Here is a 24,186-nt window from a genome sequence, read left to right as displayed (position 1 = left end):
GATCAAGCCCGTCGATCGGTCGTATGTTCAAGATGGAGGACTCTGCGAGTCGTCCTAATCTTTCGCAATACGGCTGTCGGGTGGTCATGGAAGGTGAACCGACGATTGACGCCGACGGCTTCGATCATCGCGCGAACAAAGCTAATCGCCATAGGTGAAAGAGCCGGAGGAAGCTTGGAAAAGCGCGCGAACAGAGCCAATCGTCCGGGGCTGGTCCGTGGGAGGCGGAGCGAGGGAAGTCGAGGTTGGGGGCGGGAACGAACCGAGATCGGGTGGTTTTCGCGCGATCAAAGCCAATCTTAGAGCCAGCCATAAATCTTTTCTATTGCAGAGCTTAGGGGCTGGGAGTTCGGCCTTTCTGCCGTCAAACGAACCCAAATCCGCCGGTGAGCCGGGAGGGGGTGGTTTCGGCGCGAACGAATCGTCATGCCCCAGTTTGGGGTGACCGACCTCATGGAAATGGGCTCTGGGCCGTGTCGAGAGCGGCCTCCCAATACCAGCCCGACGCGCCAGCGAGGGAGTGTTATCGAATCGCCGAGGCGATCCCCTCGCTGGCGCGTCGGGCTGGTATTCCGCTCCTCGATCGTCACGCAGTCGGTCCCACGAGCTATTTTCAGAGCAAGCCGAGAGATGGGGATGGCCGGTGGCTGAGGAGGCGAGGGCGATGAGCAGGACAGGGCGCGCGGCGGCGTGGGGCATCGCGGCGGCGATCGGGATCGTGGGCTCCGGCGCGACGGGGTATGCGCAGGACAAGCCGCCGGAGACCGTTGCTGAGAGCCGGCCGATATCCAAGGCGGAGGCGCTGGAGTTCGGCAAGAGGATGGCCGACGCGATCGTGCGGCTCGACTCCAAGGCGGTCGAGCAGGCGATGGACACCGAAGCCATGCTGGAGGCCGCCTCCTCGGGCGTCAAGGCACCGCCCCCGTTCCGGGAGGGGTTCCTCAACGGGGCGCGGAAGACCCAGGAGCGCGACGGCCCCGCCCTGCTCGTCGAACTCCGACCGACCGTCCAGGCTGGTGCCAGTGTGCGCGTCACCAAGGCGCTTGAGTGGCGGGGCCGGCCGGCGTTTCTGTTCCGATTGATCCAGCCGGAGGGGATCGTCTCGTACCTCCTGTTCATGCTCGACCGCAGGCCGGACGGCCGAATCCGGGCTGTGGACTACTACTCGCTGTCGACCGGTGAGCTGGCCTCGCAGGGGGCCCGTCGTATGTACCTGGCGGGCATCGCCCAGATCAACCGCGGCATCGTCGACCGCCTGTTGAGCAAGGATCACGATCTTTTCAAGCACATCGGCGATGTGAAGCGTATGTCCGCCGCCAATCGTGAGGGACGGGCGCAAGAGGCGCTGACGATCTACGACGCCCTCCCCGAGGAGCTGAAAAACGAGAAAATCTTCCAGGTGCTCCGGTGCGCCGCGGCCCAGAAGACCGGCGACGACGCGAAATATCTGGAGGCGATCCAGGACTTCGCCCGACGCTTTCCTGGCGACCCGGCCAGCGACTTCCAGATGGTAGACGGCTGCCTCTTGATGAAGCAGCCGGAGAAGTCGTTGGAGTACATCGGGAAGCTGGAGAAGGCGCTGGGCGAGGACGCGTACCTCAAGGTGCTGCGAGGGAACATTCTGACGCTCCTGAAGCGGCCCGACGACGCCCTGGCGGCGTACCGCGCGGCGATCGTCGAGGAGCCGGACCTGAAGCCGGCTTACGACGGCCTGCTTGGCGCGGCCATGGAGCAGAAGCGGTTCGGGGAGGTTGCGGAAATACTCGAAACCCTGGAGTCGGTGTTCGACGAAGAAATCGGCGACCTGTCGGAAGTCGGAGAATTCGCGGAGTTCGTCGCCTCGCCCGAAGGGAAGGCGTGGGCGGAGAAACACGAGAAGCAGGAGAAGCAGAAGCCCGGTGATAAGTCGCCGAAGCCGTGACGCCCGACCCGTCGAACACCAGCATGACGTCGAAGTCGACGACGTGGTCACCGGCGATCTGGTAGACGCTTCACTCCACATCCGCATGAGACTGGCCTCACAGGGTCGGCTACAAATCGGTTAGAGCGGTTCACCTTTGAGTTGCGCTTAGCCGGGGGGGATGGAAGACCGCATGCCTGTAGGGGCGTCTCTTGTGGGCGCCCGAATTGCCGGGGATCGCCGCAGTCGCCGACGCCGATCGGGCACCCACAAGGGACGCCCCTACGTGCCCAGCCCAAACTCAAACCACACTAACTTCTAACGACATCTCAAATCTCGTGCCGAACACTATTGGCAGGGCAGGCCACGTTTTCTCTTCGGCGATCGACACGCAACATCGTACCTGCCGGCCTCCGCTCAGGTCCGCGTGCTTCTTCTGGGTAGGATTACACCAACCGGTCGCCTTTCTGGCCCGGTTTCTCTTCCTTTTCTGTTCTCTTTTCTGTTTCTTTTCCCTGTTCTGGTAAACTGAGTGAACGCCGGTCTTGAACCGGCTCTAGCAGGTGCATCAACCCGCTCTCGCAATGGGCTGCGCCGCTCAGAAGAGAAAACGTTCATGGGCCTCATACTGGAATTCATCACGGGAGCATCGCTGCTGGCGAGCGCCCTGGTTGCGGTTTGGATGGTCGGCGCGATTTACTACGACATGTGCGGCGGAGCCAGGTGGGCCCGTTGGGTCGCGCTGGCTTGGGCCGTTGGCGTGATTGCGGTGTTCGCGGCCTGGAGGCCGCTCTGGCAGCCGATCGTTGCCTTGCTCGGGGCGGAGTTCCTATTCCTCCTTTGGTGGTTCCGACTGGAACCGACCAACGATCGCGAGTGGGACCCAAACGCCGCCGTACTGCCGCGGGCTGTGAGAGCCGACGATGCGGTGACGATCGAGAACGTCCGCAACCTTGAAGATCATCCGCTGGACGATTTCACGCCGCGGTACGAAGCCCGCGTGTATCATCTGTCGAGCATCAAGGGCGTGGACGTCATTTTCTTCGACTGGGGAAATGGGTTCTTGGGCCACCCTGCCCTCATCTTCGACTTCGGACCCGATGGCCGCATCTGCATGTCGATCGAGGCGCGTCTCCCGAAGGGGCAAAAATACTCGGTCGTTCGCAGCCTGTATCGACAGCAGGAACTGATCTTCGTCGCCGCGGACGAACGCGACGCCATTCTACGACGCACGAAATACAGCCAAGGTCAATTGGCGTACCTCTACCACCTCAATTCCACCGTCGAGGAACTAACAGAAGTGTTTCTCGATTACGTGAATACGATCAATCAATTATACGAGAGTCCTCGCTGGTATCACGTCCTGTTCACGAATTGTACAACTTCTTTTTACAAGCTTCCCAGCACACGGGTCCGCTGGGACTGGCGCGTCATTGCGAACGCCCGTTTGGATCGGGCTCTCTACAACGACGGTCGATTGGACCGGACTCTACCCTTCAAGGAACTCCGCCGACTCGCTTGCCTGAACGACATTGCGGACACAGCCCCGGCGTCGGGCTTCGGCGATCACATCCGTCGCGAACTCGAAAGGCGGCGTCATGAACGATGAGATCATTCCGCTCCTGAAAGTGCACGAGTACTTCAAGGGGGCATCCGATGAGACCCTCGACGAAGTCGCTCGGCTCGGCCGGGTCGCGCAGTATGCAGCCGGCAGCGTCGTCCACGAGGCGGACGTCGTGCTCACCACGGTGGGCTTCGTCCTGCGAGGGAGGCTCAAGGCGGTTCGAGTCAGCTCAAACGGTACTGAGTCGCTGTTCCGCATGATCGAGCGCGGCGAGCAATTCGGGCTGATGGTCGGCGCGCTCGGCGAATCCGTGCCGATCCGCGTCGTCGCGCTGGAGCCCACGACGGTCCTCAGGCTGGACTACGAAGAGGCGATGGAACTGACGCTCGCCAGGCCGGACCTGCGCCGTCTGTGGCTGAAGACCTACGCGGGGAGCTTGCGAAAGCTCTTCTTGGGCGACGCCCCCAAGCGCTCGGTGATGATGCTGGCGCTGATTCACGATTCGCCCACCACGCGTCAGACGGCAGAACGGCTCATCCGGCGACTGAGCGACGTCGGTGAGCAACTCGCGGTGTTGAGCGATTCGGACCAGCGGATGGATTCGCCGAATGTGCGGTTTCGGGCACTCCGAGAGGACGGCCGAGATTTGACCTCGGAGGAAATCCGGGAGCAGGTCGCTCGTTGGCAGGACGCCAATCGAATCATCTTCGACGTCCACACCTTCCTGACGCCGGAACGGGCGGCGCAGCTCATGAATCTCGTCGACCGCGCCGTCTTTTTCATCCCGGCAGATGAGGCCGACAGCGCAATCCGCCGCCTGCAGGCGATGGAAGTGTCTGCCCGGGGCTGGCGCGACAAGATCAGTGTCGCCTGGCTGATCAGGGGCGACAGTTCCGTGGTCTCCGCAGTTCCGAACCTTCCCGAGCTTGTCTCCCGCGATTTCAAAATCAAGGAAACGCCGCCAAAACCGCCGATGGGTCGGTCGCTGGCCAACGGGCTGGAGCGGCTGGTACACGACCTCCGGGGCGTGCGTGTGGGCGTAGCCCTCGGCGGGGGGGCCGCCCGAGGCATGTCGCATCTCGGCGTGCTCAAGGCCCTGGAGCGCAGCGGCATCGTCGTCGACATGATCGCCGGCACCAGCGCCGGAGCCATGACCGGCATCATGTACGCCGCCGGCCTGGATCCCGATTACAACGCAAATCAGTTCGCCACGGACCTTCGCCCCTCATGGATTTTCCGCCGCTTGCCGCAAGGCAACTACTGGTACCTGATTCACAAGTATCGTCGCGGGAAATTCGACCCGATGCTTCGCAAGTACCTGCACGACTGGAGACTCGAGCAACTTGCCGTCCCCTGTCTCTCCGTCACGGTCGACCTGGTGAGCGGCAACTCGGTCGTTCGCGAACGCGGCGACGCCGTCCATGCGATCCTCGAGAGCATCAACCTGCCCGTCCTCTCCGTGCCGATCGTCCGCGACGGCCAGGCGCTGATCGACGGCGGGCTGGTCAACAATATCCCGGCGGATGTGCTGGTTTCGATGGGCTGCAACTTCGTCATCGCCATCAGCGTGACGGCGAAGCTGGAGACTCGTTTCTGCGACATCAAACCTGGCCAAGCCATTCTGGCCAGGAACAAGCCGGGCATCGGGCCGACGATCTTGCGCAGCCTGTTGGTTCAGAACCACAGCCTGAACGCCTTCGGTGTTCAGCCGGCGGACGTGGTCATCGAACCGGACGTGACGGGCGTCGACTCCGCGGAGTTCATGAGGGCGAAGGAGCTCGCCGCGATCGGAGAGGCGGCCGCGCTCGAACAAATCCCCAAGATCCGGCGGCTGTTGAATCGGCTCGATCCTCAACTCTTCAATACAAACTCTGATACATATGGGGAACAAGCCACGTAACAGGAGTCCACTCTCATCGCGTACCAGAAGCCCACCGCAATCGGGGGGGGAGCCGGAAAAGGGTCATTCTTGAATGGCATGAGGAGAATCAAAGGGGTTAAAACAGAATCAAGGGGCCCGGGAGCGATTGAGGTAGCTTGACTGGGTCGGGACTGACCCAGTTGATACCCTCTTCATGTGGAGGAGACGAGATGACCGAGCGACGGACGCTCAGCTTCGACGGCCTCGACGGCCTCGACGGCGTGATGACCGACGTCGACCGACTTCTGGCCGGTCATGAGGCCGTCGGCCGTTGGACCCTGGGGCAGATCCTTTATCACCTGGCGGTGGGCGTCCGGCTCTCGATGGAGGCCGATCGAGATGCCGAGCCCGTCGAAGGACGCGACCGCTCGCGCGCCCTGCGCCGGATGTTCTTCCGCGCCGGCCGCTTTCCGGAGAATGCGCACCCGCCGCTGGCGATCCTCGTACCGCCCGATTCTTGCGACCCGACCGAACAGGCCGAGGCCCTGCGCGACGCGATCAAACGCTTCACGACCGACGACGGCCCGTTCGCCTCGCACCCGGTGTTAAGGAATCAAAGGGGTCAAGGAATCAAAGGGGTCAAGGAATCAAAGGGGTCACAAGGAATCGAAGGGGTCAGGAGCTATTGAGGTAGGGAATCAAAGGGGTCAGGAGCTATTGAGGTAGATTGACTGGGTCGGGACTGACTCAGTCGATCCCTTCTTTATGGAATTTCGGCTCCTGACCCCTTTGATTTTTCCATCCCCGTCGGCGACTGACGCGGTCGGATGTCCAGAGCGGGACGTCGGGTGGGCGTCCCATTGGACCGGTCGTTTTCAGGACGACAACCGCAAGTTCGCGTGCCACTTCCACCCTCCGCCGATGCACCCTCGAAATTCCGAGGCTCCCGACCGGATGAAATTCTAGGCGAGCTTTCGACGGCGGGCGGTGCGGACGACCAGCACGCCGGCTGCGGCGAAGATCAGCAGCGTCGACGGCTCAGGCACCGCGGGCGGGTCCAGACCCGGCGGCGTGAGCATGAAGGCTTCCGACCCGGTATATTGGTTGTCGGCATAAATAACGATGTCGCCCCGATCGTCAATGCCCTGGACGTACTGATTGTACGGATAGTTCTGCAAGATCTGTTGTGGAACCAGTTGATCGAGCGACGTCGTCGTGCCCTTGTTCAGGTCCACCAACCACGTCTTTTGGCCGAGGGCGAGAATCTGATTCGCCTGGCTCAAGAATAGGTGGACGTATGCGCCGTTGGGCGCGGTGGCCATCGTCACGAACGGCGAATAGGTGCCGTCAGGCGACCTGACGGCATACCCGATATTGGTGGAGACCGAATTGCCGAAGCGATCGACGACCGTATCGAGGGTGCCGATGACCGTCCCGGAGTTGTTGATCAACAGCGGATGCATCGTGACGGTTTTTGTATGAGCGGTGCCGTCCCCGATGGGAGTGAGAGGCTGGCTGATGTGCGCCGAATAGGTCGGCAGGTTGTTCCCCTCCGCACCGGCCAATTGTCTCACCGTCACGGGGAAGGCGTAGGAGACGCCTGTCTTCGTGTTGTCGAAGCTCTGCCCTTTTTGCTGCATATCAGAAACGCGGCCGAGATCCGTCGCGATGTAAGGCGACGCCCACGACTGCCCCGCAGCCAAGGCGCAGACCCCGACGGCCAATGCCTGTCGCGCGACTAAAACGAAGGTCCGTCCGAGACGAATTCCGCGAGTTTTTTGTATCGATCGCGTGAGCATGATGGTCCCCTCCCTGTGCTTCATTCGTCTCAGGCCTCGGCGTCCAAGCCGAGGTCGGCCCGTGCGAGCTTTGAAAATTAAGCGAAGTTCAGACGGGTGTCAATACGATCCAAGCATGCTTCGGTGTGCGCAAAACGCTCGTCCAGCGACGTCGTAACCCACGCTCTTCTAGGGACTTGGCCTGTTTTTTTTCTCGGGGCTTTCGGGGCGGGAGACGGGATCGCCGCATCCTAGTCCGATACGCGGTCCGGCGGGCGGACGGCCTTGCCGGTGCGCTTTTGCAGGCTGTCGCCGAGTTCCTCTCGGAAGCGCTCGGCCTTCTCCTCCAACTGGCGAACGACCTCGGGCTTCCGTTCCGCCAGGTTCGTCGTCTCCCCGATGTCGGATTCCAGGTCGTAGAGTTCCAGGCCCACGGCGAGCTGCGCGTACTTGCCTGGGACGCCCCCCTTGCCGGCGGCCTGGCCGATCATGGTCCTCGCCGTGTGCGGGAAGAGAAGTTTCCACCGCCCCGACCGCATCGCCTGGAGCTGGCCGTTGAGGTACTGGAAGAAAAGCGCGTCGTGCGGGCTGCGGGCCCCGGGCTCGCCGAAGAGGAGAGGGCGGATGTCCTTGCCGTCGATGGGGCGGTCGGGGAGTCGGGCGCCGGCGAGTGCGGCGATCGTGGGGAGAACGTCGATCGTCGAGGCTGGCTCGCGGCAGACCAGCCCCGGCGGAATCCGTCCTGGCCATCGGGCGATCATCGGTTCGCGGACGCCCCCTTCGTAGCACGTCCCTTTCCCCTCGCGGAGCGGGCCGGCCGAGCCCCCGTGATCGCCGTAGCTCAGCCACGGGCCGTTGTCGGACGTGAAGACGACCAGGGTTCGGTCGTCGAGCCCGGTTTCTTTCAGGGTCCGCAGGATCTGACCCACCGACCAGTCGATCTCCGCGATCACGTCTCCATAGAGCCCCCGCTCGGTCTTGCCGCGGAACTTCTCTCCGGCGAACAGCGGTACGTGCGGCATGTTCGGCGCGAGGTAGAAGAAGAACGGGCGGTCGCGATGGCGACGGATGAACGAGACGGCCCTCTCGGTGAAGCGCTCCGTGAAGCGGCTTTGATCCTCCGGGGTGACGTCCGCGATCGCATTCCGATCGCCGTCGATCAGAGGGAGCGGTGGGTACGCTTTCGGCGCCTCCGGGTGTCGGGGCCACATGTCGGCCGAATACGGGAGGCCGAGGAACTCGTCGAACCCGTGCCGGGTCGGGCGCTGCGAGGGATGCGAGCCCAGGTGCCATTTGCCCGCCATCCCGGTCGCATAACCCCGTTGCTTGAGCAGCTCGGCCAGCGTGGTCTCGGCGTGGCTCAGCCCGGTCCCGCTGCGAGGCCCCAGTGCGCCTTGAATGCCGACCCGCTCATGGTAGCAGCCGGTCAGCAGCGACGCCCGCGAGGCCGAGCAGACGGGGCTCGTCGCGTAGAAATCGGTGAACCGGACGCCCTCGCGAGCCATCCCGTCAAGATTCGGCGTCTCGTATCCCCGCGCGCCGTAACTCCCAAGATCGCCGTAGCCCAGGTCGTCGCAGAAGATCAGAACCAGGTTGGGGGGGCTCGCCTCCTCACCCGGCGCGGCGTCCGGAGAGGCCGCGCCGACAAGGAAGGTCAGGAAAGCGGCGAGGCAAGTCGAACGTCCAGGGAGTGGTGCCGGCCAGGCGGGCAATTGCATCGTTCTTCCTTATGGTGACTTCGTCAGGTTTCGCGTGCGAAGTAAGGGGCGACGGCTGAGTGAACCCGCCGACACCCGGGGCGTCGGCGAGTTTTCGTTTCATCCAGCTTCCATGCTTGGGATTGTTTCTCAATAGGCGTCGGAACTGATCACTTCGCCGCCGGCCCTGGTGCCAAGCGCCCAGTAGGTCCGAAGGTCGATGCTACTCTTGATGAAGCGAACACTGCCATCGGCGAAGGTGAAGTTGGAGCCCCCTGAATGGTTGCTGGTCGAGTTCACGAACCCCGAGAGCCCCCACGTAAACAGGGGGTCCGCCTGGCACGAGTTGAAGGCGTATTGCGGACTGTTGGGCGGCGTGATCGTGTTGAAGAGCGTCGTGCCCAGGTAGCCTGCCATCCAGGTGGCACCGCTGAAACTGGATCCCACGGACGTATCGGTCGTGGCTGCATTGGCCCGGGCGTACGCGCCGCAAGCCGCGAGGGCCTGGACGACTTGCGGGTACAAGGCGGTGGGGTCGAGGGAGACCACGCCGGCGACCTCAGGCACTCTTCCCCAGCTCGCGCGGCGCGTGTCGGTGACCCTCGGCCCGACTCCTCCAACCAGATGCTCGGAGTAAGCGATGGTGTTGGACGTGCCGTCGGTCACGCTCGCCACGCTGTAGACGCGGGAGCCGTGCTTGATCGGGTTGTCAAAGCCGAAGATGCCCGTCGAGTCTTGGATCGACACAGTCTGTTGCACGGCCCCAATCGCCTCGACGGTCGTCCCCGTGCTACCTGAGTAGTTGCAGTTGAAGTCCATTCTTATGTCGTCCAGGGTCGTGGGAGAGATGCCGTCCGAGGGGCAAATGAACGAGTTCAGTCGCAAGTAGAGAATCGTTGAATTGGTGTAGTACGCCTGGTTCAGTGCTTGAGCCGGAGCGAAGCTGAAGTTGATCGCGTTGTAGACCGTAGACTGCTCCAGGTGGCTCAGTACTTGCGAATGTGCGCTCCACGGGTTGCCCCCGTAATTGGCCCCCGGCGTGGTCTTCGCCCAGGACTGGGCGATGGGAAACGAGCCGATCGTGGAGTGATAATTGTGCAGGGCGAGCCCAAGCTGCTTCAGGTTGTTTACGCAGTGGATCCGACGCGCGGCTTCGCGCGCCGCCTGCACGGCCGGCAGCAAGAGTGCGATCAGAACCGCGATGATGGCGATCACGACCAGTAGCTCGATCAGCGTGAACCCGGGGCGGCGGCGGAGCTGTGCGTGGGCCGGCCTCGACCGGCCGTCGCGATGCAGTATCAGCATGAAAGACTCCATCAGGTCCGGGTGCCTCCGGCTGGTGCGGTCGGCGAAACCCGGCGATCGACTCGACATGCCGCTCGTCGACGAGTCGGCCGTATCTAGGCGGGGAGGCGGGAGATTCCTCTCCATGCGGCCGCCATTCTCTTCAGGGTCGAGTGCTCACGTCAAGCCGAATACCTACTTTATTGATAGAGTTAGTGTGATTCAGGCTGATGCGACGGCTGGAGGATTCCAAAGTCGAGGACGACAGGGAGGAAGACATCCGCAGATTTCGCAAAACCAGGAACGGGGTCATTCCTATACCGCGGGGATCTTTAGGCGGTTTGGGCGACGCCGGCAAGGGCGACCATCGAGCCGAGAGTCAGACGAGTTCTCGGGTTGTGCCGTCCCCTTTATTCCATCCGCGCAATCCCTTCCTGCCGCCGGATCGTTTCAATCGCACTTCGTCGCGGCCAGGTTCCGGTCGGGCGAGAGGACTCGTCGATCAAGCCCGTCGGTCGATCGTATGTTCAAGATGGAGGACTCTGCGAGTCGTCCGGCTCTTTCGCAATACGGCTGTCGGGTGGTCATGGAACGTGAACCGGCGATCGACGCCGTCGGCTTCGATCATCGCGCGAACAAAGCTAATCGCCATAGGTGAAAGAGCCGGAGGAAGCTTGGAAAAGCCGCGCGAACGGAGCCAATCGACCGGGGCTGGTTCGATGGCTGGTCCGTGGGGGGCGGAGCGAGGGAAGGTGATGGAGGGGGCGGGAATGAACCGAAATTGGTTGGTTTTCGCGCGATCGAAGCCAATCTCGGAACCATCCATAAGTCTTGTCTATAGCAGAGCTTAGGGGCTAGGAGTTAGGCCTTTCGGCCATCAAACGAACCCAAATCCGCCGGTGAGCCGGGAGGGGGCGGTCTCGGCGCGAACGAATCGTCATGCCCCAGTTTGGGGTGCCCGACCGGATGAAAATGGGCTCTGGATCGCGCCGCGGGCTTCCATTCGGACCTGGCCGACCGCGATCCCCATTTTCATGAGGCCGTGTGTCCCCACGGCGTCATGATGGTTTGTATCGGGGCAGGCTCTCGGCAGACGCTTCAGCATAATGCGGTCAGGCGAGGACTTCGGGGATGACGTCGGCGTGCACCAGGGGGATCGGGCGTCCCAGGCGGTCGGCGATCATCGTCGCCGGGTCGATGCCCAGCAGGTGGTAGATCGTCGCCAGGATGTCCTTGGGCGAGACCCGGCGCTCCAGAGGGTCGCTGCCGATCTTGTCGGACTTGCCGACCACCCGGCCGCGGCCCACGCCGCCGCCGGCCATCACCACCGAATAGCACCGCGACCAGTGATCGCGGCCGCCGCCCTGCACGTTGCCGATCTGCGGCGTCCGGCCGTGCTCGCTCAACAGGACGACGAGCGTCTCGTCGAGCGTCCCGCGACGGTCGAGGTCCAGGAGCAGGCCCGAGAGCGTCCGATCGAGTCCGGGGAGCAGCTCATCCTTCATCCGGGGGAAGTGGTCCCAGTGGGTGTCCCAGCCGGTTCCGGCGAGCCCGTACTCGTCCCAGAAGACCGTCACGAATCGGCCGCCGACTTCGACGAGCCGCCGGGCGGTCAACGTCGCCTGGCCGAACAGCGTCATGCCGTAGAGGGCTCGCGTGTCGAACGTTTCCAGGTCGAGGTCGAACGCCTGGCGGAACTTCGCCGATTGCAGCAGTTGATAGGCCATCGCCCGGTTGCGGTCGACGCCCGGCCCGCCGGACGAGTCGATCTTGCGATGCGCTTCTTCAAGCTGCTGAAGCAGGCTGCGGCGACGGTCGAGCTGGTCGACGGTCACCGTCGCCCCCGGGCCTCCCGATGCGCCGAGCTGGAACCGGCTCTCGGGGGTAACGCCGCGATAAAGCTCGAAGTCGTCCCAGGTGAGCTTTGCCAGCGTCTTGCTCGCTTTTGTGGTTCCCTTGCCGACGAACTCGGTGTAGATCGGGTCGTAGGCTTGGCCGAGGAACCCGCCGTACGGGCCGGCTCGCGCCACTTCGCCGATCCGCTGGCTGCTGAACGCGAACGGCAGCGCCATGTTCCGCGGCACGGCCGGCGGCCCGCCGCTGGAGCCTGCGCGCTGGCCGTCGACGTAATCGACGACCGAACCGATGTAAGGCCAGTGGGCGGGGTCGCGGGGGTTCAGCTCCATCGCCAGCGGGATGACCGGGTTGCCCGTCGTGGCGTAGGCGACGCCGTGGACGGGGTACAGGTGCGAGACCGACCGGAGCACCGTCACCTTGTCCATCACCTGCGCCAGGTGCGGCAACCGCTCGCAGACGTCCAGGCCGGGGACGCTCGACGGGATGTGCCCGAACTCGCCGCGAATCGCCACCGGGGCGTCGGGTTTGGGATCGAACGTCTCGATCTGACTGGGCGACCCGTACATGAAGAGCATGATGCACGACTTCGCCTGACCGAACCCGGGCAACGACGACGTCGAACCCGCCTCGCGCGCCAGAACGCCGCCCGAACCGCCGAGCGCCGCGCCCAGCATCCCGAGCGAGCCGACTTGCAAGAGGTCGCGCCTCGTGAGGCCGTCGCACAACTGTTTCCGTCCGCCCAGCACCCGGATCATCGGCAGCCTCGCCAGTTGAGGAACCCTTGCTCGACGCCTTCGTGTCGACCGATCTTCTATCGACACTTACGATACTCTATGTTTGAGAACTGTTCAACGACCGTGCGTTGGATCGAACGGAAGCCGTCGTTCTTTTCGGCCTTGCCGCTGCAATTTCAGACGCGAACGATCAGGCTCTCATTCTGCCTTGGCCGGTCTGGGACGAGTAGAGTCTGCTCCTCGGTTCGGCGATCCTGGGCGTTGGTTGCTTTGCGGGGCCGCTTGGCGAATACTGGATCAGGTTGAACCCGGGAGTCGCGCCGATGTCCACGATGAGTCAGCCGGAAGTCTTGGCCTTACCGCCACCTGGGGAAGTCTTTCGAATCCCCGTCACGCTCTACGACCGGCTCGTCGAACAGGGTGAAATCGCCGAAGACCAGCCGATCGAGCTCTTGAACGGGGTCATCGTCTGGAAGATGCCGAAGGGACCACGACACGACGCGAGTTCGTCACGATGCCGTCACGCGATCGAGCGGATGCTGGGCGTCGGCTGGCATTTGCGCGTCGAGTGCGCGGTTCGCGTAGCGAGCCCGAGCCCGACCTCTCCATCGTTCGCGGCGACATCGACGACTACACCGATCGCCACCCGGCCCCGGCGGACGTCGGCCTGATCGTCGAGATCGCCGACAGCAGCCTCGCGAGGGATCGCGGCGAGAAGCGCGACCTCTACGCTCGGGCCGGAGTCCCCGCCTACTGGATCGTCAACCTCGTCGCCCGACAGGTCGAAGCCCATGCGCTTCCCGTCGGCGGCGCTTACCCTCCCGCTACGATTCTCGCCGAAGACCAGACGATCGACCTGGTTCTCGATGGCCAGTCGCTCGGTCGAATCGACGTCGCCGACCTACTCGCCAAACGGCCGTAGGTTCTCGCCCGTAATAAGGATGATGTCGCCAGGCTCCACCGCGCCATGATCCCTCCCTCCTGGCTTGGCATTTTCGCCAGCAAATGTTAAACTTTCTGAAGTGGACGGGGATTCTCGATTGGCTAGCCGGGTCGACGGGATTCACGGTTTGGAGTCTGCGATCATGAACTTGCGCGGAATTCAGGAATCGGTCGGCTCGCGGATGACGCGGCGCGGGTTCGTCCAGGTGGGCTACTCGGGCTTGCTGGGGATGAGCCTGCCGGGCTTGCTGGCGGCGCGGGCCGGAGCGGCGGGCCTGGCTGGGACCGGGACGACGGGCAAGGCGAAGTCGGTGATCGTGATCCTGCTCAGCGGCGGGCTCGGGCAGCACGATTCGTTCGACATGAAGCCCGAGGCGCCCGATACGATCCGGGGCGAGTTCAAGCCGATCCAGACCGCCGTGCCGGGCGTCCATTTCTGCGAGCACCTGCCAAGGCTCGCGGCCCGGGCCGACCAGTTGGCCGTCGTGCGGTCGATGTCGCATCCCGAAGGCAATCACCTGGTGGCGGTCCACCGGGTCTTGACCGGCCATCCGTCGAATCCGCGAGGCGCCAGCGACCTTGACCGCGTGGCCTCGCGCGACGACTTCCCATGCTACGGGGCGGTCCTCAACCACCTGCGCTCGCGGAACGACGGCGTGCCCAACGGAGTCTCCTTGCCGCTTCGCCTGGTCGAAGGCCCGCTGACGTGGCCGGGGCAGGACGGTGGATTCCTCGGACCGCGCAACGACCCCTGGCAGCTCCGGCTCGACCCGAACCGTCCGGAAGTCCGCGACGACAGCCTGACGCTCCCCGAAGGCCTCGACTCCCAGCGCCTCCATCTTCGCCGGCATCTTCTGGGCCAGACGTCGGTCTCGGGGCCGAACGACCCGTTCCTCGACCAGCAGGACGCCGCCCTGGCGATGCTTTGCAACGGCAAGGTCGGCACCGCGCTCGACCTCGACCGCGAAGACCCACGCCTCGCCGACCGCTACGGAAAGCACGTCTTCGGCCGGTCGCTGCTCATTGCGCGGCGGCTGGTGGAGATCGGCGTCCCGGTCATCCAGGCGACGATGGGGATCGTCCAGACGTGGGACACCCACGTCTCCAACTTCCCGAGGCTCAAGGACGAGCTGCTCCCCGCCCTCGACCGGGCGGTCTCGGCCTTGCTCGACGACCTCAAGCTCCGGGGCCTGCTCGACGAGACGCTCGTGGTGATGCTCGGCGAGTTCGGGCGGACACCCCGGGTTCATGAACTGACCCCCGGCGCGGTGCCGGGCCGCGACCACTGGCCCGCCGTTTTCCCGGCCGTCTTCGCCGGCGCCGGCGTGGTCGGCGGCCAGATGATCGGCCGATCCGACAAGATCGGGGCCTACGCCGTCACCAAAACCTTCGGCCCCCCCGACCTCGCCGCCACCGTCTACAAAGCCCTCGGCGTCGACCCCGCCACCGAACTTCGCGACCGCCTCGGCCGCCCCCTCCAACTCTGCTCGGGCGACGTCATCGACCCACTCTATTCGGCGGTCGACGTCTGAGCGACTCGCTCGACGAAGGTGCTCATCCCAGGAACAGTTGGTTGATTTTAGCGAGGGGCCGCCGGCGTACGACGGCCCCTCGTTCGCGTCCGATTAGCTCACCTCACGACGGCCTGGAACGATACGTAGCCTGAGCCGCCGGGGGGGATGGCGCCGGGGAGGGTCCATTTCAGCTCCATCGCGCCGGCGCGGTTCTCGTCGGCGGTGAAGGCGGCGCCTTTCGGACCCTTGGCCGAGCCGGCGACGTATTCAAGGCGGGGCAACAGGCTGTCGACGATGCTGACGGAGCGGATCGGCGTGTTGCCCATGTTCCGGTAGGTGATCACATAAGTGACCGAGTCGCCGGGCTCGGCCTCGTTGGCGCTGACGCGTTTGACGACGGCGAGGCCGGGACGGTTCGGAGGCGTCTCGACCCCCGTCATCTCGTTGGGCTGCCACGACATGACCGTCTGCCCCGCGCCCTGGGTCAGGGCGCTGACCACCGTCGATTCGGCCGTCTTGATCCCGACCAGGTGGACCTTCTCCTTCATGAGAGCCGGCTTGGCGCGGACACGGGCGGTCTCGGCCGATTGCTGTTGCGAGCCCGTGCTGGGCTGCTGGACGTTGCCGTAGCCCATCGCGCCCTGGACGTCCGAGCCCTCGCCGGCGAAGACCTTGCCCCTCGTCCCCTGGGCGCGGCTGCGCTCTCGCGCCAGCTCGGGCGACTGGTTCAAGGTGAACTTCTTGATGCGGTCGAGCTTCTCGGCCTGGCTGGCCTTTACGGTCAGCTCGTTGAGGTTGAGGCCGTGGATCTCGACAGCCTCGCTGGTCCCGTTCGTGACCCGGACCTCGGCGAACCGCGGCGCGTAGATGCAGACTCGGTTCGTGGGCAGCACCTTGGGATCGGGATAGCGGTCGAGGCCGACGTCGAAGCTGACCACCGCGTCGCGAGGTTCGACGCCGTGGAGGTTGCCGTACGAGTCCGTCCCGGCCCGGGCGCCGCGATCGCCGCCGTCGCACAGATACTCGTCGCGGGGAAGCCAGGGCCGGGCGGGGGGCTGCAACGGGGGGCAGGCCGGTCCGCAAGGCATCGAGCAATTACCGCCGTCGCCGTTGATGAACGGGCAGCGCCCGCCGGCCGGCGCGGAGGCCAGCACGTCGAGGCCGACGTCGCCCGTCGCGCCCGCCTGGATCTCGTCGATCGTCGGTCGTCGGCCGCCGATCCGCACGATCGCGACCACCCGGCCGAGGGCCGCGGCGACCTTGACCGGGTCTTCGGTGGGGCTGATCGAGACCGTCGGGATCTCGTCCTTCTTCATCTTCAGGGGAAGGGCCTGGTCGGGGTCTTCCAGGTAGATCACCTTTGTGACCAGACGGCCGTTGTCGACGGCGTCCCAGAGGTCCCGATCGGTGAAGACGACTCGGATCGGGTATTTGCCGGGGTCGATCTCCGCCGGCCGATGCAGGTGGCCGACGACCTCGATCACCGGGAACAGCTCCGCGCCGGGGCGTTCGGTGATGTTCGCCAGCCGGAGCCGATAGCCGACCCCGCGCTGGAGGCCGACGGTCATGATCCCGCCGCCGTCGCCGACGCTCGCCGGCAGGGCCTGCGGCGCGAGGACCTCGACCGACAGTCCCGTCGGTCCTTGAAAACGGACGATCTGCGTACTCGGGTCGAGGGCCGGGCCGCCGACGGGCAGGCCGTGGCCTTCGGGGACGACGAGCGGGGCCGCCGTCGCGACGGGCGTCGCGGTTTCGATGGGCCGCCCGGGCGTCAACTCGGGCGCGACCGGTCGAGCGCCGGCGGCCGGCGCCGGGGCGATCGGAGTCGTCGGAGCGGTGGGCGAGTCGGCCGGGGCGGCCTGCTGGGCGTTGGCTTGGGCGACGACCGCCAGGCCCAGGACGATCGCGTCGATCCCACCTCGGATCCACCGGTGGTCGAGTGGTTTTGCGTGTCGGCTCATCGACCTTGACCCTTGCTCACTTGAGAATAGGAGGCGTGCCTCGTCCAGGACCGGCGTCACCGGCGGCCGGACCGCGTGGACGATCGATTCGACGGGGATGGTCGGAAACCCCGGCGGAAGGCGTCGGTCGTACGCTCCCGCCGGGGTTTTGCTGGTTTCCAGACGGCTTGACCGTCAGGTCGGCCGCATCGTCAGAACTTGGGTTCTTCGGGAGTCGGCACGGCCGGCGCGGCGGGCTTGGGGGCCGGGGGGACCGGCGTCGCGGCGGCTTCGGGCTTGGGAGCCGCGGCCGGAGCGGGCGCCGTGTCGACCGGAACCGCTTCGGCGGCCGCAGGAGCCGTCACGCCGGGGGGCAGGTCGCCCGGCGGCAGTTCGGTCACGGGCGGGACGACGATCGCCGATCCGGCGGGCGCCGAGACGGGCGATCCGATGACCCCGCCGTCGACGGGACCGTTGACCGGGCTGCCGATGACCGGCCCGATGGGGACGCCGCCGATCGCGCCGGAGGGCATCTCCAGGTCGATGGCGCCGAGCCGGAGGATCAGGAGGATGGTGCCTCGCTTGTCGGCTTCGAGGATCGGATCGACGCCCGGCTCAAGCCGGGTCGACACGAGGGTCTCGACGCCGGAGACGGCCACTTCCTGGTACTTCGGATCGGGCAGATAAATCACCTTGGTCACGAAGTTTCCGCCGTCGACGACCTGGTCGAAATCCTCGGCCGTGAATTGGACCGGGATCGCGTTATGCGCCAGGTAGGCGTCGGTGGCGGGGGTGGTCGGGGCGACCTCGATCGTGGGGTACAAGGCGATGTTCGGGCGACCGGGGATGGCCGACAACTTGAGTCGGTAAATGTATCCCTGGTTGAAGTTGTAGCGAGACGGAACGACGAGCTGACTGCCGTAGGTCCGTTCCCCGCTGGGGCCGGAGCCGGTCTGCCAACTGATGTTCATCTTGTCGGGGTCGAGGAAATAGATTTGACTCCGCGTATTGACGAACCGCCGGCCCGCCGCGGCGCCGCCCGCGCCGCCGGGGCCTCCGCCCATGGTGGCCGCCGTGAACTGGGGGCCGCCCGGGGGGGGCGTGTGGGACGTTGAGACCACATGGGGTCGCAGCCATTTTTTGAGGCCGACGCCCGGTTTATCGTACCCGAATCCGTCGCCGGCGGTCGCTGCCGCCAGCAGCAGCATTCCGATCGTATGCATGGAAATCCTCCAACTCCCGCGATCCAGGCCGGCCGGTTCTAGGCCGAACGTTTCCGTTCTGCCGATCGGGGAGAATGCTTGTCGTCCTGACATCCACTGCGACCGACTCGGCCACGGTCGAGTCGAGGCCCATTCATCGTTTGAGTACGTCGCTTCCTCGCCGACGCGTCGCGTCGGTCGAGCCGGGCCTCTGATCGTCCGAAACCCTCCCCGGCAGGGGATCGATTTCGAGATCGAACCCCTTCCGGACCGTCTGCCGGACTTGCGTCTCCTGACGCCTAGCGATTATGATCGGGCATTCTTTCCCAGACCCTTGAGAAATTGCCTACATCCCAACCATGCGCAATAATCGGACCGCCTATCTTCCGGTGCTGGCATCGGCCTTCGCCGTCTCATGGATGATCGTCGGCAGCCCGTACCGGGCCGTGGCTCAGGCTCCGGCTCCGTCGGCGCAACCTCCTGCGGGCCAAGCGCCTGCGGCGAGCCCGGGAACGGCCGCCGAGGCCCCGGCCGAGCCGCCGACCGAGGCCGAACGGTTGATCGACGCCGCGATCAAAAAAATTGCGGCCGTCAAGTCCGTTTCGGCGGACCTCCAGCAAAACGTCAAGATGCTGGGCCAGAAGTTCGAGATCAAGGGCCGCTACCTCAAGGCGCCGGCGTCGAAGGTCTACCTCAAGATGAGCATCAGCGGACTGCCGGGCTCGACCGGGACGATGCTCCAGGTCTGCGATGGCGAAGTCCTCTGGGATTACCAGCAGATCCTCGAGTCGCAGGCGTACCGCCGGTTGAGCGTCAAGCCGATCTTCGAGCGACTCAACTCGCCCGACATCGACCCCGCGATGCGCGATCAAGTCCTTGGCGGGCTGGGCTTCGCGGGTCCCGAAACGCTGCTCCTCGGGCTTCGTAAATCGATCAAGTTCGATCAGAAGGAAGAGGGCGACTGGGAAGGCAAGCCCGTCTACATTCTTCGCGGAACCTGGCGCAACCGCGAGGGCCTGATCGGCCCCGACCAGCAGCCGGTTCGGCCCATGGGCTGGCTCCCCGCCTACGTCCCCAGCCAGGCGAATCTCTACATCGGTAAGGAAGACGGCTGGCCTTACAAGCTCGAACTCCTCGGCAAGGTCCCCACCGTGCTCATCGATACGCGTACCGTGGGCCCCGACGGCCGCATCCAGGGGAGCAAGGCTTCGGTTGAACGCCCCGACCCCAGCGAAATCCTTCTGATCTACTCCAACGTGCAGCTCAACCCGACGATCCGGCCGGAAGAGTTCGCCTTCCAGGCTCCGGCCAATGCCAACGTCGAGGACAACACCGAGATGATCACCAAGACCCTCGACAACGCCATCAACATGCAGGCCATGCAGAAGCGTGCGGAAGCCGCCAAGAAAGAGGGCTCGGTGCTCGAACAGCCGCTCGAAATCCCCACGCCTTCGGCGACTCCCGAACCGCCCAAGTGACCGTCCTCGGTGCCCCAAGGCAACGAGACCAGTCCCTCTACGCCCCAACCACTCCCTTCTCTCCTTGATTTTGTCGTCCTCCGCGCGCTAAAATCGAATACCCGACTAAGTTTGCAAGGATAGTAAACATTCCATTGTCCATCGGGTTGGGTTCAGGATCAGGCTCCTGAATCCGACCGTTGACGACTCGCCCGACGAGCGTCTCGAGGAACGATCATGACAGAGTCGAATGGGGCGTCGAACACTCCGAAGCCGAGCAAGGCCGAGGCGATCAAAGAGGCCAGTGGTTACCTCAGGCAATGGGTGGCGGAGGATCTCGGCAACGATCTGACGCATTTCTCCGAAGAGGCGGCGGCGGTCTTGAAGTTCAGCGGGACGTACCAGCAGGACGACCGCGACGTACGATTGAAGCTCAAGCGCGAGAAGCAGGAGAAGGCCTACTCGTTGATGGTCCGCGTGCGGATCGTCGGCGGTCGGCTGACCGCCGATCAGTACCTCGCCTGCGACGAACTGGCTCGGGAGGTCGGCAACAGCACGCTGCGGATCACCACGCGCCAGGAGCTTCAGCTTCACGGCGTCCTCAAACGCGACCTGGCGGTCACGATCCGGCACATCAACGAGCAGTTGCTCTCGACCCTGGCCGCCTGCGGCGACGTCGAGCGCAACGTCCTGGCCTGTTCCGCGCCGATCAAGGACCGGGTCCACGAAGAGATGATCGAAGACGCCCGCGTCTGGGCCGCGCACGCCGCCCCGCGAAGCACCGCCTATTGCGACATCTGGCTCGACGGCGAGAAGTACGCGAGCCTGCCGGACGCCGGTCCGCCGCTGCTGTCGCAGCCCGGCGACGACCCCGTCGAGCCGATTCTCGGCAAGACCTACCTCCCCCGTAAGTTCAAGACGGCCTTCGCATTCCCGGACGACAACTGCACGGATATCCATGCGAACGACCTCGGCTATCTGGCGATCGTCGAGGACGGCCGGATCGTCGGCTACAACGTTTTGGTTGGCGGCGGCATGGGGACGACCCCGAGCGCCGACAAGACGTTCCCGTTCCTGGCGGTGCCGCTCTGCTACGTGCCCCGCGACCAGATCCGGCAGATTGGCGAGGCGGTCATCCGGGTCTTCCGCGACTTCGGCAACCGGTCCGACCGAAAACGCGCCCGGCTCAAGTACGTGATCTCCGATTGGGGGATTGAAGCCTTCCGGGCCAAGGTCGAGGAGTACATCGGACGTCGGCTCGACGACCCGCTGCCGGTGACCGTCACCGACGTCGACGACCATATGGGTTGGAGCGAGCAGGGGGACGGCAAACTGTTTCTCGGCATCCCAGTCGAGAACGGCCGGATCAAGGATGAAGGTTCGTTGCGGCTGTTCAGCGGCCTCCGGGCGTTCGTCGAGAAGTACAAGACTCCCGTGCGTCTGACCTGCCAGCAGAAGCTCATTCTGGCCGATCTCGAGCCCGCCTGGCGCGATGAGGTCAACTCGTGGCTGGAAGAGTATGGGATCGCCAGCGTCGAGAAGATCTCCAACGCCCGCCGCTGGTCGATGGCCTGCCCGGCCTTGCCGACCTGCGGCCTGGCCGTGACCGACGCCGAGCGGGCGCTCCCCTCGGTCATCGACCAGCTTGAGGCCGAACTGGCCCGTCAGGGACTTGAAGGCGAGCGACTGACCGTTCGGATGACCGGCTGCCCCAACGGCTGCGCCCGGCCTTACAACTCGGACATCGGCCTGGTCGGCCGGTCGGCCAAGCTCGGCCCCGACGGCGTTCCGGGCCCCGGCACCTACACGATCCTCCTGGGGGGCCGGGCCATCGGCGACCGGCTCAACGTCGAGTTCAAGGATTACGTCCCGCACGATCAGATCGTCGCCGAGCTGAGCCCCGTCTTCGCCCGGTTCGTGGCCGACCGGATCGGCGACGAGACCTTCGGCGACTTCTGCGACCGCGTCGGCGTCGCCGAACTGGGGGGCGTCCCCGCGACCGCCGAGGCCGAAGCCGCGACCGCCTGAGCCGGTCTGGGAAGGAGGGGCCATTTGCTCTCCGACGCCGAACGAACCCAACTGCTCGAGGCCGCGACGCTCGCCGCGGCCCGAGCCTACGTCCCTTACAGCCACTTCCGCGTCGGCGCGGCCGTCCTGACCGAGCAAGGGACGGTTCACGCCGGTTGCAACGTCGAGAACGCTTCTTACGGTTTGACCATCTGCGCCGAGCGTAATGCCCTCTTCCAGATGGTCGCCACCGCCCCCCGCCCGATCGCCGTCCGGGCGATTCTCATCTATACCCCGTCGCCCGCTCCCACCGCCCCCTGCGGCGCCTGCCGCCAGGTCCTCCACGAATTCGGCCCCCGCTGCGCCGTCCTCTGCGTCTGCGACGGCCCTGACCAGATCGCCACGACCCTCGACCAACTCCTCCCCGCCGCCTTCGGACCTCGGTCCCTGGACTGACCCGAATTTGGGTTCGTTCGCGCCGAATCATGGCCGAAGGGACGACCTGGGAAATTGGCTTCGTTTGACCGTTTTCATGCCCCACGTCAAGTCGCAGGACACGTCGCACCTGGTAGGTCCGGCACCACTCGCCGTCGCTAACCATGGCTCTTGCAAAGGTTTCGGACGGTGGGCAGCACCCACGCCACGGGGTGATCCTTCCCCATGCGGACGTCCGACGTTGGGTTCGTTCGCGCCGAATTCTTGCTGGGAACGAACTCGGAAATTGGCTTCGATCGGCCGTTTTTCGATGTCCGCCCACCCTGCCACCGACCGCCGGATTGGGAAAGAAACCGATGGGATTCGTCTGATCCCCGATGATAGTTTACGACAGGATGGGACATACTGAACGAATCGATCGCAACTTCCGGCCGGATGAAGGGGGGCGCAGATGGCCGAGGAACGAACGTCTCCGTGGAAGTGGGCTCTCTGTCGCGCGTTGGCGGTTATGGTGATGCTTTCGCTGATCGAACGAGAAACGTGGACCTGCTCCGCGGGCGAACTTACGACGGCGACGATCATGGTGATGGTGGTCGTCAGCATCGTATCGTTCCTGTTCTGGAGACGGTCGGCGTTCTGGATCGGCTTCGTGGTCGTGGGCTGGGCGTGGCTCGCGATTTCGTTGGGGACGTCCCTCGGCCCCGATCTGCCAGAGACTGGTTGGATCGACGCCGTTCGCTCGCGCGTCGGTTCGGCGCCAGAGTCCATCCGATCATTCGACAAGTCTGAGGAAATGGACCAAAAGCGAAGGGATCTGCAACATCGCGACGCTTTCCGGACAGCGGGGCACTGCCTCGTGAGCCTCGCCCTGGCGTGCCTATGCGGGGACGCGACCCGACTGCTGTTCGCGACCGAAGACCCAGATCGCGAAGACTGGGTCACTCCCGACGGCTCCCTTTTCCGGCCGAACCCGCGTGACGACCGCGATTCCCCTTAGCGCAGGACGGGAACCGGATTAAGATCCCGTCCCGATCGACAGAGCGCGGATTCCGCGAAATCGGCGAATGAGTCGCCGGCAGCGGTTCGACGATGGGGTCCCGGAAGGCCGGGCCGGCGCGCACAAGTTCACGGAGGAAATGATCATGCGGCGGATCGCGGTGCTCAACCAGAAGGGCGGGGTCGGCAAGACGACGTCGACGGTGAACCTCGCCGCCGCCCTGGCGCTTGAAGGCCACAAGGTGCTGGTGATCGACCTCGATCCCCAGGCGCACGCGACCCTCCACCTGGGACTCCTTCCCGGTCGCTCGGGGCCTTCGCTGTACGAGATCCTCACCGAGGGGAAGGCCGTCCACGAGGTGCGCCGGCAGGTGGCGCCGAACCTCTCGATCATCGGCAGCCATATCGACCTGGCCGGCGCCGAGATGGAGCTGCTGGGGACCGTCGGCCGCGAGGTGATCCTCCGCGACCAGCTCGAAGCCGACACCGAAGAGTTCGACTACGTCCTGATGGACTGCCCGCCGTCGTTGAGCGTGCTCACCCTCAACGCCCTGTGCGCGGCGAGCGAGGTTTTGATCCCGCTTCAGGCCCACTTCCTGGCGCTTCACGGTCTGTCGAAGCTGCTGGAGACGGTGAACCTGGTCTCGAAGCGCGTCAATCGCGACCTCAAGGTCGGCGGCATCGTCCTCTGCCTCTACGACGCCGGCACCCGCCTCGGCGGTGAGGTCGTTGAAGACCTTCAGGGCTTCTTCGCGGGTCGTCGCAAGACGGTCACCCCCTGGTCCGACGCCAAGCTGTTCAAGACCCGAATCCGGCGCAACATCCGCCTCGCGGAATGCCCGAGCTTCGGCCAGTCGATTTTCCAGTACGCCCCGACCAGCCGAGGCGCTGAAGATTACGCCTCGCTCGCCGCCGAAGTCATGGGCCGCGCCCCCGCCGCCATCTGGGCCGATACCGACCTCGACGCCGACGACGCGCCAGCCCGGACCGAAGGCCCCGACGCCAACGCGGCCTGACC

16 protein-coding genes are annotated in these 24,186 nt (G+C 64.9%); 10 read left to right on the top strand and 6 right to left on the bottom strand.

From position 1 onward, the window contains the following. The first annotated feature begins 664 nt into the window (after nt 1-664). The 4 genes from BSF38_RS08210 (at nt 665) to BSF38_RS08195 (ending at nt 6,014) form a co-directional block, all read left to right on the top strand. Complete coding sequence (locus BSF38_RS08210) at nt 665-1,921, top strand: tetratricopeptide repeat protein (RefSeq protein ID WP_076344640.1); 1,257 nt, start codon at nt 665-667, stop codon at nt 1,919-1,921. Nucleotides 1,922-2,516: 595 nt separating this feature from the next. After that, a complete protein-coding gene (locus tag BSF38_RS08205; RefSeq protein ID WP_076344638.1) occupies nt 2,517-3,509 on the top strand; it encodes a lipoprotein N-acyltransferase Lnb domain-containing protein in 993 nt (330 codons plus the stop codon). Continuing rightward, nucleotides 3,499-5,364 carry a cyclic nucleotide-binding and patatin-like phospholipase domain-containing protein gene (locus tag BSF38_RS08200; protein WP_076344636.1) on the top strand — a complete coding sequence of 622 codons (1,866 nt, stop codon included), beginning with the start codon at nt 3,499-3,501 and terminating at the stop codon, nt 5,362-5,364. The genes BSF38_RS08205 and BSF38_RS08200 overlap by 11 nt, the downstream gene beginning before the upstream one ends. Before the next feature lie 191 nt (nt 5,365-5,555). Further along, nucleotides 5,556-6,014: a DUF1569 domain-containing protein gene (locus tag BSF38_RS08195; RefSeq protein WP_076344634.1), complete on the top strand. Its 459-nt coding sequence runs from the start codon at nt 5,556-5,558 to the stop codon at nt 6,012-6,014. A gap of 273 nt (nt 6,015-6,287) precedes the next feature. On the opposite strand, the gene BSF38_RS08185 is transcribed toward BSF38_RS08195, so the two are convergent. From BSF38_RS08185 to BSF38_RS08170, 4 genes are all read right to left on the bottom strand, one after another. Beyond that, on the bottom strand, nt 6,288-7,124 hold the full coding sequence (locus tag BSF38_RS08185; protein ID WP_168189340.1) for a PEP-CTERM sorting domain-containing protein: 837 nt from the start codon (nt 7,122-7,124) through the stop codon (nt 6,288-6,290). 230 nt (nt 7,125-7,354) lie between these two features. Further along, nucleotides 7,355-8,821: a sulfatase family protein gene (locus tag BSF38_RS08180; protein WP_076344628.1), complete on the bottom strand. Its 1,467-nt coding sequence runs from the start codon at nt 8,819-8,821 to the stop codon at nt 7,355-7,357. 129 nt (nt 8,822-8,950) lie between these two features. After that, nucleotides 8,951-10,105 carry a DUF1559 domain-containing protein gene (locus BSF38_RS08175; RefSeq protein ID WP_076350685.1) on the bottom strand — a complete coding sequence of 385 codons (1,155 nt, stop codon included), beginning with the start codon at nt 10,103-10,105 and terminating at the stop codon, nt 8,951-8,953. 1,091 nt (nt 10,106-11,196) lie between these two features. Next, complete coding sequence (locus BSF38_RS08170; protein ID WP_076344626.1) at nt 11,197-12,696, bottom strand: DUF1501 domain-containing protein; 1,500 nt, start codon at nt 12,694-12,696, stop codon at nt 11,197-11,199. A 547-nt stretch (nt 12,697-13,243) separates the two neighbouring features. Here BSF38_RS08170 and BSF38_RS08165 point away from each other — a divergent pair. Continuing rightward, complete coding sequence (locus BSF38_RS08165) at nt 13,244-13,597, top strand: Uma2 family endonuclease (RefSeq protein ID WP_076344624.1); 354 nt, start codon at nt 13,244-13,246, stop codon at nt 13,595-13,597. A gap of 163 nt (nt 13,598-13,760) precedes the next feature. After that, a complete protein-coding gene (locus BSF38_RS08160; protein ID WP_076344622.1) occupies nt 13,761-15,149 on the top strand; it encodes a DUF1501 domain-containing protein in 1,389 nt (462 codons plus the stop codon). Nucleotides 15,150-15,247: 98 nt separating this feature from the next. On the opposite strand, the gene BSF38_RS08155 is transcribed toward BSF38_RS08160, so the two are convergent. After that, nucleotides 15,248-17,092 carry a DUF11 domain-containing protein gene (locus tag BSF38_RS08155; RefSeq protein WP_076344620.1) on the bottom strand — a complete coding sequence of 615 codons (1,845 nt, stop codon included), beginning with the start codon at nt 17,090-17,092 and terminating at the stop codon, nt 15,248-15,250. Nucleotides 17,093-17,283: 191 nt separating this feature from the next. Continuing rightward, the gene (locus tag BSF38_RS08150; RefSeq protein WP_076344618.1) at nt 17,284-18,294 is read right to left on the bottom strand and encodes a hypothetical protein; all 1,011 of its coding nucleotides are present in this window, start codon (nt 18,292-18,294) and stop codon (nt 17,284-17,286) included. Nucleotides 18,295-18,632: 338 nt separating this feature from the next. On the opposite strand from BSF38_RS08150, the gene BSF38_RS08145 reads away from it, so the two are divergent. The 4 genes from BSF38_RS08145 (at nt 18,633) to BSF38_RS08125 (ending at nt 24,184) form a co-directional block, all read left to right on the top strand. Further along, nucleotides 18,633-19,751: a hypothetical protein gene (locus BSF38_RS08145; RefSeq protein WP_076344616.1), complete on the top strand. Its 1,119-nt coding sequence runs from the start codon at nt 18,633-18,635 to the stop codon at nt 19,749-19,751. Nucleotides 19,752-19,967: 216 nt separating this feature from the next. Beyond that, nucleotides 19,968-21,758, top strand: coding sequence for an NADPH-dependent assimilatory sulfite reductase hemoprotein subunit (locus tag BSF38_RS08140; RefSeq protein ID WP_076344614.1), 1,791 nt, complete (start codon nt 19,968-19,970; stop codon nt 21,756-21,758). Nucleotides 21,759-21,782: 24 nt separating this feature from the next. Then, nucleotides 21,783-22,193 (top strand): cytidine deaminase, encoded by a 411-nt coding sequence (gene cdd / locus BSF38_RS08135; RefSeq protein WP_076344612.1) that lies wholly within the window; start codon nt 21,783-21,785, stop codon nt 22,191-22,193. Nucleotides 22,194-23,314: 1,121 nt separating this feature from the next. Then, nucleotides 23,315-24,184, top strand: coding sequence for a ParA family protein (locus BSF38_RS08125; protein WP_083713813.1), 870 nt, complete (start codon nt 23,315-23,317; stop codon nt 24,182-24,184). Nucleotides 24,185-24,186: the final 2 nt, after the last annotated feature.

Origin of the sequence: Paludisphaera borealis (genome assembly GCF_001956985.1) — a bacterium.
In the GTDB taxonomy this organism is placed as follows: Bacteria; Planctomycetota; Planctomycetia; order Isosphaerales; family Isosphaeraceae; genus Paludisphaera; species Paludisphaera borealis.
The sequence above is the reverse complement of the archived record's forward strand: the minus strand, read 5'-3'. Positions and strand labels throughout refer to the sequence as shown.

Excerpts from the sequence above, each read along its gene's own strand:
- BSF38_RS08210 (WP_076344640.1), top strand. The coding sequence starts at position 665 with ATGAGCAGGACAGGGCGCGCGGCGGCGTGGGGCATCGCGGCGGCGATC.
- BSF38_RS08205 (WP_076344638.1), top strand. The coding sequence starts at position 2,517 with ATGGGCCTCATACTGGAATTCATCACGGGAGCATCGCTGCTGGCGAGC.
- BSF38_RS08200 (WP_076344636.1), top strand. The coding sequence starts at position 3,499 with ATGAACGATGAGATCATTCCGCTCCTGAAAGTGCACGAGTACTTCAAG.
- BSF38_RS08195 (WP_076344634.1), top strand. The coding sequence starts at position 5,556 with ATGACCGAGCGACGGACGCTCAGCTTCGACGGCCTCGACGGCCTCGAC.
- BSF38_RS08185 (WP_168189340.1), bottom strand. The coding sequence starts at position 7,124 with ATGCTCACGCGATCGATACAAAAAACTCGCGGAATTCGTCTCGGACGG.
- BSF38_RS08180 (WP_076344628.1), bottom strand. The coding sequence starts at position 8,821 with ATGCAATTGCCCGCCTGGCCGGCACCACTCCCTGGACGTTCGACTTGC.
- BSF38_RS08175 (WP_076350685.1), bottom strand. The coding sequence starts at position 10,105 with ATGCTGATACTGCATCGCGACGGCCGGTCGAGGCCGGCCCACGCACAG.
- BSF38_RS08170 (WP_076344626.1), bottom strand. The coding sequence starts at position 12,696 with ATGATCCGGGTGCTGGGCGGACGGAAACAGTTGTGCGACGGCCTCACG.
- BSF38_RS08160 (WP_076344622.1), top strand. The coding sequence starts at position 13,761 with ATGAACTTGCGCGGAATTCAGGAATCGGTCGGCTCGCGGATGACGCGG.
- BSF38_RS08155 (WP_076344620.1), bottom strand. The coding sequence starts at position 17,092 with ATGAGCCGACACGCAAAACCACTCGACCACCGGTGGATCCGAGGTGGG.
- BSF38_RS08150 (WP_076344618.1), bottom strand. The coding sequence starts at position 18,294 with ATGCATACGATCGGAATGCTGCTGCTGGCGGCAGCGACCGCCGGCGAC.
- BSF38_RS08145 (WP_076344616.1), top strand. The coding sequence starts at position 18,633 with ATGCGCAATAATCGGACCGCCTATCTTCCGGTGCTGGCATCGGCCTTC.
- BSF38_RS08140 (WP_076344614.1), top strand. The coding sequence starts at position 19,968 with ATGACAGAGTCGAATGGGGCGTCGAACACTCCGAAGCCGAGCAAGGCC.
- BSF38_RS08125 (WP_083713813.1), top strand. The coding sequence starts at position 23,315 with ATGCGGCGGATCGCGGTGCTCAACCAGAAGGGCGGGGTCGGCAAGACG.